Source organism: Paenibacillus sp. Y660, from assembly GCF_057221575.1.
Map to the genome: position 1 here is coordinate 1 of NZ_JBXBBJ010000054.1, position 13,077 is coordinate 13,077.

Annotated in this window: 9 protein-coding genes and 1 pseudogene; 1 reads left to right on the forward strand and 9 read right to left on the reverse strand. The window is 41.4% G+C overall.

Annotated elements, in window-relative coordinates; genetic code table 11:
• Positions 1-118: 118 nt before the first annotated feature.
• The 9 genes from AC2TDN_RS26020 to AC2TDN_RS26060 form a co-directional block, all read right to left on the reverse strand.
• Positions 119-439 carry a hypothetical protein gene (locus AC2TDN_RS26020; protein ID WP_484690674.1) on the reverse strand — a complete coding sequence of 107 codons (321 nt, stop codon included), beginning with the start codon at positions 437-439 and terminating at the stop codon, positions 119-121.
• Positions 440-495: 56 nt separating this feature from the next.
• The gene (locus AC2TDN_RS26025; RefSeq protein WP_484690675.1) at positions 496-693 is read right to left on the reverse strand and encodes a hypothetical protein; all 198 of its coding nucleotides are present in this window, start codon (positions 691-693) and stop codon (positions 496-498) included.
• Positions 690-983 (reverse strand): hypothetical protein, encoded by a 294-nt coding sequence (locus tag AC2TDN_RS26030; protein ID WP_482069728.1) that lies wholly within the window; start codon positions 981-983, stop codon positions 690-692. Before AC2TDN_RS26030 ends, AC2TDN_RS26025 begins: the two co-directional genes overlap by 4 nt.
• 53 nt (positions 984-1,036) lie before the next feature.
• On the reverse strand, positions 1,037-1,375 hold the full coding sequence (locus AC2TDN_RS26035) for a hypothetical protein (protein ID WP_484690676.1): 339 nt from the start codon (positions 1,373-1,375) through the stop codon (positions 1,037-1,039).
• Positions 1,376-1,530: 155 nt separating this feature from the next.
• Positions 1,531-2,331 carry a metal-dependent hydrolase gene (locus AC2TDN_RS26040; RefSeq protein WP_482069730.1) on the reverse strand — a complete coding sequence of 267 codons (801 nt, stop codon included), beginning with the start codon at positions 2,329-2,331 and terminating at the stop codon, positions 1,531-1,533.
• Positions 2,332-2,397: 66 nt separating this feature from the next.
• A complete protein-coding gene (locus AC2TDN_RS26045; protein ID WP_482069731.1) occupies positions 2,398-3,084 on the reverse strand; it encodes an EAL domain-containing protein in 687 nt (228 codons plus the stop codon).
• 11 nt (positions 3,085-3,095) lie between these two features.
• On the reverse strand, positions 3,096-4,088 hold the full coding sequence (locus AC2TDN_RS26050; protein ID WP_484690677.1) for a hypothetical protein: 993 nt from the start codon (positions 4,086-4,088) through the stop codon (positions 3,096-3,098).
• A 477-nt stretch (positions 4,089-4,565) separates the two neighbouring features.
• On the reverse strand, positions 4,566-5,387 hold the full coding sequence (locus AC2TDN_RS26055) for an imm11 family protein (RefSeq protein WP_484690678.1): 822 nt from the start codon (positions 5,385-5,387) through the stop codon (positions 4,566-4,568).
• A 77-nt stretch (positions 5,388-5,464) separates the two neighbouring features.
• Positions 5,465-10,588: a S8 family serine peptidase gene (locus AC2TDN_RS26060; protein WP_484690679.1), complete on the reverse strand. Its 5,124-nt coding sequence runs from the start codon at positions 10,586-10,588 to the stop codon at positions 5,465-5,467.
• Between the two features lie 938 nt (positions 10,589-11,526).
• On the opposite strand from AC2TDN_RS26060, the pseudogene AC2TDN_RS26065 reads away from it, so the two are divergent.
• Positions 11,527-12,804 (forward strand): annotated as a pseudogene (locus AC2TDN_RS26065) (SpoVR family protein); the annotation flags it as partial.
• Positions 12,805-13,077: the final 273 nt, after the last annotated feature.

A 13,077-nucleotide genomic window follows, 5' to 3' on the forward strand; every position in this document is an offset into this window, starting at 1 on the left:
CGTTCAATCCATGCTTGACGACGTTGTTCTCTCGTGGTCATGTGGCAACCTCCTTCATTGGGTTGCCTTCATTTTCTCATGAATGGTTTGGACGTTGAAGGTGGGCTGGATTTGACGCTTACGGATCAGTTACACTATCAATACCGATCACCAGCGACTTTAAAATCTCTTCGCCGGTTAAGTTCTGATAGGTTATATCTGCTTCCCCGATAATGCCAGCAAGCGTCAATTGTGTGATCCAGTTTAGGCCCACATTGATGATATTCATGACCGTTAAGCTGATGGCCGTGGCGAGGAAGCAGCTCGCAAACACTTTGAGCAGCTTCCCCATTTCTTTTTTACCCTTTATAACCTGAACCGCCAGTACGCCAATGCCAATCATCAGAGCAATTAAGCTAAAAAGTGAAAAGATCGACCAACCAGTGAAGACAAACTTCATTTCTGCGACTTGTGGCGAAAACAAATAACTCTTTGCGAATGCACCATAGAGGGGTGTTACAAATTCATCTGCCCAAGAACGACTAATCCCTCGATGGCATCTTTAATGAGTTTACCTGTCATTAAATCTTTGAAAGTCGTTGTTATATCTCGCAATTGATCGCCCAGGTCGTTCACCCAATCGGGAATAAACCACTTTCCACTATCCTCTTCCTCCGCAGCTGCCAAATAAGAATAGGGCATCCCTTGTATCACATCGTCCACCCCGTCTTTCGAAGGACATTAAACAAACCTTCTACGATAGTGAAAATACCTGACGTCATGAAAAGCATAATAATAATAATCGCCACGCCCATGCGCTTCCAAAACGTTGTATCTGCTACATTTGCTTTGCCTAGCTTCACCAGCCATAGAAAGGCGATAATCTTATACAACCAATAGACAAAGGCGTACGTACAAATCACCGTGGCTAGTGCTCCTGCGATTACCAATACCCAATCCATCATCCCCAACTGACTGACGTCAATGGTGTACATTTTTTTCATTTTGCCTACGTAGGAATCTGTCGATGATGAGGCTAGAAAACTAAAACTAACCATTATACACCGGCATCGATATCTTGCTTGCTTGTCCACGTGTACACGCTCTCCAGAAAATCAAGAAGAAGACCACTAAAGAAGAAAAAGATAAGGAGAAATACAACGCCACATTCAATCCAGAATTTTTTATTATTGAGACTCTCCTTCGCACGCTTCACATTTATGGCGAATTTGATAATGTCATAGAGACTGTAAACCAATAAGAAAATAATCATAAATGAGATCGGAATCATGATGAGGTAAAACAAGAAGCCTAGTCCATCTAGAATCTTCCAATCAAACTTAAAGTACTGTTTGATTTTTGTAATCGGATTCTGCTCATCTGCTGCAAAAGCCACAACGGGCAACATCCATAACATAATCATCATGGGCAACCAAACTAGCCATTTTTTTATTTTCATTTTTAAAACACCTTTCGTTTATAGGATATTTGTAGGACTTAATTGTTTTTGCTTCAAAAGCAGATCATTTAAGGTCTGTTTTTGTAGGAGTTTTATAGGAGAGAAAATAATAGGGTATCTACTTTCCAATTGGTTGGCAGCAAGAGAATAAACCAGCAGACAAGACTAATGCCCCAACATAGCTTTGAAAAGAATCGTTCACCAGCACCGCCATTATCAAATAGCCGGAGGGCAAGATGGATTCTTTTGATAAGGAGTGAATGGATTCCCTCACGGCCAAATAAATCGCCTATGAGATGAGCCCACCAGCCAACGACCAGCCCTATACTTGCAGCATGTACGAGCCATAACTCGCTTTGTTGGGAGAAAGAGAGTGCTCCTACCGTTATGGCCAGTGCAAATTCAGGCGTGTGAATGATGCCTCGATGCTTGACCATGGGAAGGATAAAAAGCGCAGCCCCAGCTAGTGCCGTAAACCAGTGCCAATCATAGATGGCATACGCTACAAGTAATAAGGCACCAGCACCCAGGAATACCAAGCTGCGTAATTTGGAAAGCAGCATGCAAAGTACTCCAGCGCCGACCAACAATGGCGCACTTTTTATCCATAACGGATCTAGGTCGAATCCGATTTGTGGAAGTCCCCAGCAGGCTGCTCCTATGAGCATGAGCAGCATACCAAGCGAGCTTGCGAGTCTCCTGTTTTGCGTGGAGAGTTGAATCAAGTTACTGGCCGTGCTCGTCTTATGGTCGATATCAGGTGCCAAGCTGCCAATAGCTACAGCTAGGATATAAACAACCGGCGCAGCGATATGCAGTTGCGCCAAAGGCAAGGCGGTAAGCAGTACCGATCCAGCAGCTACACCAAGCGCAACATGTCCTGCTTTATTCATTGTTTTCACCTCCTCTCGGTGATCGATGAGCATAAAAAAAACGACTCCTATAACTACGAGAATCGTTTAATGATTTAATGTTTGTGATAGCTGTAAACGAGTTGACACCCCCTCTACTTGGGTTAGCTGCCTGCCTAGATGATAACCTTGCACGTAACGAACGCCGCTATTTTGTAAGAGTTGCAGCTGCGCTTCCGACTCTACACCCTCGACGATGAGTTTGATCTCCATTAACTCGCATAGTTCCACAATAAATCGAATGATTAAAGGCACTTGAGGCGCTGCATACGCAGCAATAAATGATTTATCTAACTTCAGCCATGTTGGGCGAAAAGACGTCGAGAGCAGCCGATTTAGGTTCGCTTGCTTTACACCAAAATCATCATAAGCAAACGATAAGCCCTTCCTGGCCAGCTGGTTAAGCTGCTGTTTAATGCGAGTGCTGTAAATGGTGGTCTCCATGATCTCTAAGACAATTTGATGATGATGTCGTTCCGGTATCTGAATACCTGCTAGTAATGTTTTGGGATGTACGTTTAAAAATAATTGTTGGTTCGGTTTAAGCAGCGGCAATGCTTCATTCATAGCTCTGTTCATGAGCTGGGTATCAAAGGCTGCTAAATGATGGGCATATCGACGAAATAATACCGATGGCGGCTCACCCATAGATCCACAAACAAATGACTCATAACCGATGATATTGCGCCCTTGCTGCACGTCAAAGATGGGTTGATAGCGTAAATAATAGCTCACTTCCTCTCCCCCTAACGATTCAATAATCGTCCAAGAAAGCCTACAGGCTTCCGATTCGAAATTTGAAGCAATTTGTCCATTACCAGTTCGGCCTCTTCAGATTGATGAAAGGGATCGCAGGTAGGCATGGCCATCACCTGCCTACCTGCAAGTGCCTCAGCCATTTCTTCGCTTGCATCATGAGTCGCCATAGGGAGTACTATGCGCCATTTATCTTGCGGCTTATGAATATGCTTTCGGCAAAACTGTGCAAGCTCCCACTGCCGCCAGCTGCTGCCCGATCCGACCAAGATGGGTATCGTTGCACGAAAGAAATGATGCGCATGCTCGCTTGTATTTACATTCCCCAGGTCGATGACTAAATATTTGAACGGTTCGGCATACGCCTCCATCCATTCCATATCCGCTGTTCCCTTAAAGCATGTTACCTTATCCATTTCAAAGCGTGGCTTTGTATTCGTGACACCCGTTTGGTTAAAAGATAAGAACTCAAAGCATGGCTTCCGACCAGCCTCCCACAGCGCCACTCTACCGCTTCCTTGTTTAGAGAGGTAGTTTGCTAGTGCAATGGACATATGCGTGCTCCCTGCCCCATCAAAAGCCCCTGCGACAGCAATAGAGATGGTAGGCTGCTCATAGGCTTGTGTATAAACGGTGGAATCAACCGGCTCTTCATCCTGGTGTTTCTTCTCCGGAGCCTCCAGCGTTAGTGTTAAATGCCTCTCCCAATTGGTCTTTGGCCACACCCATGCGATGCCTTGTGAAGTCCAGTGACGCGCATGCTGATGAGATTGCTCCTCGACTACAATCGCAATCGGGATATCCGGTGCATAAATGCTCATACGCTCGATGAGCCCTTGCGCATGATGCTCAGGAATCACAATCAAAGAAACCGTTGCATGTAAAAGCATGTTTTCCATTTGATCTTGGTCCGAACATACGAGGAGCCGATAAGCCGGTGGTAGTAATTCGTTTACTTCTAATCCATAAATCATGATTTGCAACCTTTTGTCACCTCCATAAACATGTAAAAGCCGCCAGCGTATGTCTGGCGGCTTCCCGATTTCATTTTCCTACTCTTTTAGTATAAGCTGTTTTTTTCACTTTTGCGTTTGCATTTCGTAAGCAAAAAGTATGAATTTAAAATCCTTAGTGTTCTAGGATAATAAAATATTGGACCTAGGTTGTTAATCTTGTTCGTTTTTAACTAGAAACATTGGGATAGAATATCCAATCCTTTGCTGATTGCTTATTATAAAACTCCCTCTGAATTTTCTCACAAATACTCGAACCTCTTTTTAGAACAATTGCTCAAATGGCTTAAATTCTTGCTTGCCGGATAAAGGATCCTTTGAAAATACCTATTCTCCAAGGTGAATATCTTCAATAGGCCGTTCTCTAGTTTCGGTCATGACCAGAGCTTCCACTCCAAAGCGGTTGCATGGAAAAAACACCGATCCGAAAAATACAGCAAAGCATCTTTACACGTCTGACTTGTTGGCAACATACCATTTCAGATCAAGCAAGCTCGGAGGATAATACAATGGAAAGACCCACGAATACGAACCGTCTACCTGTAACATTCCTAAAACGAACTTTCCATTTTGATCTTTTTGCATTTTCCATTTACCGCTTTCTACAGCCTGACCTTGCTCGACCTTTTGTTCCGCCTCAGCAAAATCATACTCACTTCCTTTATTCTCTTCATTGATTTTATCCTTTAATTGATTCGAATTTTGTTGAGGAAATTTCTTGGAGTCCAAGTTTTCTTTTAAATCCCAAGCTTCAATAAACTGAAATCCTATAAATCCATGTTTTATTACCTCATCGCGGAATGTATCTGAAACAAAAACTTTAGTTGAACGTTCTAGATGTATTTTGAAAATATGTTCATGTTTAATGCAATCCGGCTTAAATGCATATTTTTCGTAGCCTACCTTTAAACCTGTACTAAGTCTCTCAACCACTGCTTTTTCTTCATCAATACAATCCACAATATTGGTAACATTGATTGCAAAATACTTATCTGATGATTCGACGTCAAGACTTAGCGGAAGAACCTCCACATTGCCATTCATCAAATGCATTAAAGCATTCACTGCATTTTCACTAAAAACGGGAACATTAAATTCAGGGAAGTCACTCTTTTTTCTCTGATACAATTGTACTTTAACATCGCCCCATTCATTAATGACGGAGCCATTAAAATTATTTTTAATATATTGGGGGTAGTCTTGATCCCAATTAACTAACGATAATACATCATGACTATCAACCTGGTTACGTAATATCCAAATTTTCATATTACTCTCCTCATAAACAAGAAATTATCCTTCTCTTACTAGTATACTAAATAAGAGGCGGATGTTTAGTACTATTTCTATTGTTGACGCCCTAAGACTATTGTATCTTCTATTAAACCTTTCCTAATTTTCTGCAACGCCGCTACAGCATCTGCAGTTGTTCCTCCAGCATTTTTTACTTTCCGTAGTTCATCTCTAACAACAACGTAATAATTATTCGTATGAGGTCCATTATGAGTGGCTAAATCAACCATAGTACCTTCCCAATCCTCAACTTCGATAGATAGTTCACCTTTTCGTTTGGGCAACCAAACACCATTAGCTGCAGAATTTAAATCAATTCCAAATTGATCCAGCAGATCTCTTGCCTCATCGCCTGCGGGGTACTTAGGGGCTTTCGCAGTTGAAGGTACGATATGATGTGCTTGCCACTGGCTCGATGGAATTGTTGTAGTATCCGGATACAAGCCAGCTTTGTTTAATTCTTTACCTAGGATCTCTGAAGGGCTTGAGCCCGTTAATGTGGATTTTGTCCTTCCGGCAACTTGTATTTCATAAACAGAAGACGGAATACAAGTTGAATTATGCGTCAAAATTCCTAAGGTCGAAACATAATAAGTATGAAAATCCTGAACACTAAAATTAAATACAGTTTTCTGTTCTTGTTTTATTTCAATCCGCTCGATTGCTAAATGAGAGCCTTTATCCGTTTCAAATAAGTCTCCCACAACGAGATCTTTTGCAGTAATCCATCCTTTATCAACCACCCAAAAAGGATGCAGGTTTGTTGTTGTTAATACTTCTCCACCGACATAAATGTTATAAGACTCTGCAATAACCTTTTGAAATAACTGATCTACTGGCTTATAAGCGACTTCATCCGTTTCGGGATTCTTGGATAGCACTATATCACCGATTTGAATTTGTTCAATAGGCTTTTCTCCATTATCAGTAATAACCTTAGTGCCAGCTATAAAACAATTACAAGGATTATTGTAGAGTTTTTTGAAAGCTCTTGTGCCAAGTACACTACCCCTTGTTACGTTACCATAGAATGGTATCATCGAAAGAGCTGAAATTGCACCATTGACTTCATCGCCATTAATAAGATACAATACCGCGCTGGTACCATCTGCGAGTTCACCAATTACAGGTATCATACCTCCAAGCGCAAGCAGGTTTTGTAAATTTTCGTATGTTGATAGATTGGGGTTGTAAACAAAATTCTCCGTAGTATGCCAAAACTTTTCCAATCCGTTTAACCCATACATTGTTCTCGACCATGCCACATATTGTGTCTCTTGAGGCGTAGCCTTGTATTTCTCCCATACATATTTAATAAAGTAATTTCTGGAAGCTTCGCTCTTATCTTTATTACTAGCCGTTATTAGCGTTCCGTTGTAATTTTTAACCGGAGGCGCTGGAATAAGGCGGCTCAAAGTAGTAGATTCATTTATCACTGTGAGGCCATTATAGGTGGGGAACTTATTACCCGGAGAGTCGGTAGGAGCGATTCGGATGGTGTACCTACCATTCTTGGCAAGTATTTTCTCCGCCACTCCGTCGTAGTCGCCGTCGTATCCTCTCCCTAAGTGCGTATTTTTGTTAAGTGTTCCGTTCCATGTAAAACTGTGCTTCTTAGGTGAAGTGGTACCACCTTCCAAGTTGTAAATAAATTTTTCATAAACAACCAGTCCTTCATGGTTAATAACTTCGACTTTAGTTGTCGGATGTGGATCCCAATAATAGAAGCTAACGGATGCGTAGCTATCAGTAGAACCGTCGATGAGCAACCTCTGAGCTGAAATATCGGAAGCGGAAATGGTTTGTCCGTTTACTACATAGCTCACTTGTGATTGCTTGTGAGACAATTGATAATCGGATGAGAGCGAACGCATTTCATTTTGCCCGGATAAAATTTGTGTATCCTGGTGGTATTCAACACGAGCATAATAAGTACCGGCCGGGAGATCGAACATCTCTGTACTCTCCGGTAAGAAAATCCCGTAGGTGTTGCCCAAACTGTCTTCGATAGTCACTTTGTTTGCACTGATGTTCAAGTGCGCTTGAGTTAATTCATCAAGCGTAACCTTGTAGTAGTCGATGTCATAGGGTGAAGAGAGCTGATTGGTGTATATGAGCTCCCATGCCGCAGGCTCTGCCGTTTCCCGGGTACTGTTCAAATCATCTTCTACCATTAATCGTGTGTTTAAGCTTCCAGAATTGAGATAATGTCTGACTTTAACGCGATATTTGACACCAGCTGTTAAATTCTGTTCAATTTTTGAGAAGCCATTACCATAGGCTCCGGTTGTGTCGTCATTTCTTGCGATCAGATGGCCGGTTTCGTCATACAAATACATAACTGTATCGTTCTCAGAACCGATCCCTTGATATGGTGACGTAAAAAAACGATGCAATCCCGATTGTTCTGGCGTAAAATCATAAAAAGCACTATCGGCAGTTCCCTTTGAAATATCAACTGGAGTGTTCAAGTCAAGGACAGGAATGACAAGTGACTGATCTAGTTTCACTGTCTGTACTTGAGTTCTAGTAGCTCCCCCGTTAAACCCAGACAATCTAAAATATAACGTATTAGATGTACCAGTATAAAAAGATTGCTCGGAAAAAACGTTTTCATTGCTATCATCATTAAAAGACATTAGTTGAGTCATATTCTCATCAGTGAAAGTCCTTAATACTGTGTCACTATAACCGTTTCCAATATCCCCAAAGAAGAAATCGGTAAATATTTTATAAAACCCTGTTTCTGGAGCAGTAAATTTCAGATCAACCGTATTCCCAGAAAGAGATTCTACACTAATCTTTTGATTGAGTGTCAACTCCATAGGGGATGGATCAACGGTTGCGTTTAGACGGGCATAAACAGAGCCGCTGCTACTGTAATGTCGGAGTTTTGCGTAATAAGTGACGTTTCCACTTAGACCTACATTGATTTCAGAAAAAGTTGTTCCATTTGCATCATCGTTGATAGCAATTCGGTTCGTAAGTCCAGCGTCTGTGTATAACTCTAAAACAGTGTCGTTAGAAGTTCCATAACCGCCGAAAGGCTGGGTAAACAATTTATGCGATCCTGAGTTCTCCGGGGTGAATTTGTATACAGAAAAGCTACCACTGCTCAGATTGACATCAATAGGTTGGTTTAAAAATAGAGTTTGATTATCCAGTATAATCGTGGACAGTGAAAGGGTGTAGGCTTGAGTATCATCATAGTCCAAAATGTATCCAAGAACCTTTATATAATAAGTGTTGTAAGCTTTTACAGGAACGTTTATAACTTCAGCTTCCCCAATACCGTACCAATCCCCAGATGCTACAATATTACCGTTTTTATCATAGACATAGAAGTCATAATCACGGTTATAGGGTACCTGTAACGTAATACTCAAACTTCCGGTCCGATCAGCAGCGAATGAGAAATAGTCAACGTCATGACTGTGAGAAATCAGTGAAGAATAGTTCTGTCCAGTATAACTATCGTAAGCAAACTCGGTTGTATCGTTTGGTTCAAATGTATCGGATAACAATGTCATGCCTGTAGATGAAGAGGAAGGTAACGCAAATTTCGCGTTATATTCTCCAATCTTTTTATGATACTCGTTTTTTATTTTGTTAAAATCAAATGAATTGGTAGAGTAGTACTGAGCTACACTAGATTCAATCTCCTTCATCTCTGTTTCAACTTTTGTTGATTGTCTTAGATTAGGAGGTAGTTGATGCAGTTCTGAGTTGTTTATCAAGAGTTGGTTATACGTTTCGTCAATTTCCTTTGCGAGTTTAACTTCGCCTTGTTTAACTGCCTTTTCCTTTAACTTCTCAAGCTTTTTCATTAACCCGAGTACTAATATATCCTCACTCTTTACATCTAAGGGAGCAAGGTCTGAATCAGTTGGAGGAGTGGGCTCCGGCACTGGTTGTCCGTCTATCGGAGCAATCGGTCCATCTATGATGCCCAGCGCTTTCGCAAGATTAACTAATCCATGACCATATTCATTTGGACTTCCAAGTGGACTTGCAGATTCAAAAAGATCTTTCTTTACTTCCTCCGTTCCTATGGATTTACCATGTCCCATAAGAACAGCCGCCGCAGCGGTTACATGCGGAACCGCCATGGATGTTCCAGACATAAGACCATATCCACCGTCATGTGTTGTACTTATGATGTTTGATCCCGGCGCGACAATATCCAGACTGTCTCCCGTACTGGAGTAATAAGCTCTTTGGTGAGATCGAGTTACGGCACCTACCGATATTACCTCGGGATAAATGGCTGGATACAGCTCCGTTTCTGATCCTAAACCGCCATTTCCAGCGGCAGCGATGATTAAAATCCCATTATCATTGGCAGCTTTAATGGCGTTATGCAAAGCCTCACTTGGGCTTGTACCACCAAAGCTCATTGAAAGAATGTCGATTTTATTCTGAATTGCCCATTCGATCCCGGCCACTGCTTGAGAATAAGTACCGTAACCATTTGCGTCTAGAACTTTGACTGCATAGATTTTCGAAGCTGGGGCTACACCGATTACTCCTATGTTATTGCTGAGGGCGGCAATAGTTCCCGCAACATGAGTACCATGACCATTATCGTCAGCGAAGCTTTCGTGATTTTCTAAAGTCGAGAAACCTCCTGCGATTTGCAAATCTGGATGACTTGAAATACCTGTGTCAAGAACCGCGATCTTTACATTGGTACCAACAGCATCTTTTTGTTGGGCAAGATCTGCTCCTATCGATTTAAACCCCCAAGGAATAGATTGACCAGGTTCAACCGCCTCAACTTTTTCAATCATATCAACGGATGCAGCTTTTATTTGGGCATCATTCTCTATAAAAGTGATTTCTGCATCATTTCTTAACTTTTCAACTTCAGTGGGCAGAAGATTCACCACAACTGTGTTACTATGTACGTTCTTTTTGGTTTTACGGTTTTTCCAACCTTTTTTTTCAACAAACTCATTTAAATTGTGATTTTTTTTTAAACCTAAAATGTACGATGACTTATTCTGATCAAAGGAGCTTTCTTGCTCCGAGTAATATACAGAGTTTGAAACGGATATTTCCGTATTAGTCGCTCCATTTCTATCAGTATTATCAGCGCTAACATTTAAACTATTACTCACCAGTACTACCATAGTAAGTAGAAAAACAATAACCTTTTTGATTGCAATTCTTCGCATACAAGATTACCCTCCGATTAATTTAATTGATATTATAAATGTCATACGAATCTCAGGTACTACCTCCTTTTCAAAGATATGCTAACGAAGAAAATATTTCGTTATAAGATAACAATATATGGGGGTAGTAAAGAAATAACACGAAAAATAATTCTAATTTAAGTTATGGAACCCAAAAGTCTGTTAATCATATTTTATTTTAGTTACTGAATTAGCTGCTTTATAATGAAAACTGACTAGCTTTCAACCTTTAATGGAAATCTACACCTTGAATTGCAGATCATAGGAAGGTGAAATTTGATCATATAAGTTAATTGTTCTGTCAGAACCCGATACAGACTCCCCATTTTCCACCTTTCTTTGAAAAGTGGAAGCCCCCAGTCAATACTTTAGATCAGCTCAACCTCACTCCATCTTGTGTCCGTTCCAATTTTAAGCAGGTGATTTCTTTTTCACATCAAAGCATTGATGATGAAACCGTTTATAACTTATAACGATTAAAAGATCAAACGATTACACTTCATCAGATCCTATAGCCCTTGCTAATTTCAGCTGATTTTGACGAATAAAAACGAACACACTCATATTTTGCCGAATGTAAACGGACATGTTTGCAAACAACAACTATAAAAACAGACAAAATAAAAAAATGAGCTTGATAAAATCCACTCTCCTATAGCAGTCAATAGTCTCAGCGATTTTTTATCTGTTTTTATTCGAAAGTAGCATGCTTCATCCCTGACTACTGAAAACCACATAGGAAAGTGTACAAAAATGAATGAGAAAGTTTCGTTTCAACTGCTGCAGCATGGATCATAATGGGATAAATCGTACAGGAGGGAGGAGATCAATAAGAAGAGGAGGAACGAGAAAGAGCCCTTATTCTGCTGGGTACGGCAGAGGGCTATGCTTGCATGGTTTGTTGTAGGTAGGTCGCTAAAACCTTTAACAAGATGAAGATGCAGTATGATTTTGGACTAAGCAAAATTTATGAGCTCGTCATCAACTCCAACCCCTGCTATGCTTTCCTACTTGATGGCAATTCCTTGATCCAAAATAAGCTTATCGTCGCCCATGTACTGGCACATTGCGATTTTTTCAAAAATAATGCCCGCTTCGGTGTGACCAACCGCAACATGGTGGAGAGCATGTCTGCTACTGCCGAGCGCATCCATCAATATGAAATGGACTACGGCACGGATGCCGTTGAGAAATTTATTGATGCCATTCTCGCTATTCAAGAGCATGTCGATCCTACGCTCATTAAACCTTATCAATTAGATAAGAAACGCTACATCTAAATGGTTCAAAAAGACAGCGAGCGCTCTGAATGGAACATCCCAGCGTCATCTTATGACGATCTATGGAATCTTGATCCCGATCGGACAGCTGCCGCTGCATCCGCTGCTGAATCGCAGGCTGCTGACGCCAAACGTTTTCCGCCGCGTCCCGAGAAGGATGTCGTGTGGTTTATTGAGGAATACTCGCCGACGCTGCAGGATTGGCAGCGGGATATCCTATCCATGCTGCGCGATGAGATGCTATACTTCTGGCCGCAAATCGAGACGAAGATTATGAATGAGGGCTGGGCTTCCTATTGGCATCAGCGAATCATACGCGAGCTTGATTTGACCAGTGATGAAACGATTGAATTCGCCAAGCTGAACTCCTCCGTCGTCCAGCCGTCTCGGCACACTTTGAATCCTTATTATTTAGGATTGAAAATATTTGAGGATATCGAGCGCCGGTTCGATAATCCGACAAAAGAAGAGCAAGCTCGCTTCGGACGCGTGCCCGGCAAAGGCAGAGAAAAAATGTTCGAGGTTCGCGAGCTGGATTCCGACATCTCCTTCCTCCGCAACTACTTGACTAAGGAACTGGTCAACGATCTGGATCTCTACATTTTCGAGAAAAAAGGGCCCGAGTGGAAAATTACCGATAAGTCTTGGGAGAACATTCGCGACCAGCTTGTTTATTCTAAAGTCAATGGCGGGTTTCCGAGCCTGATGGTTAAGGATGGGGATTTTAATCGTGTGGGTGAGCTTTATTTGATCCACGAGTATGAGGGTATGGAGCTCGATCTGAAGTACGTGGAACGAACCCTGCCTCATGTCGTTCAGCTTTGGGGGAAAAACGTGCATCTGGAGACGTTCGTCGAGGATAAAAAGATCGTGTTTAGCTGTGATGGGAAGAAGACGAGTCGGAAGTTTGTTTAGACATTGATACTTTCTCTTTCGTTTTATATAATTTGTTTTCAATAAAAACGATATGTTAGAAAACCCGACATTGCAAAGGTCGGGTTTTTCCCGGTATAGCATTTGAAGGGGGTTTCCTGCCCTTAAATACAAAATATTTTATTGGTAAACTAGGATGTGTCTGAAAACTAAAGAATTTTGTGATATGATTTGAGAAAAACGATTGGAGCATCAATCATGATTCAAAGACGGTATGAACTAAGCGATGAACAATGGGAACAAATTAAGGATATG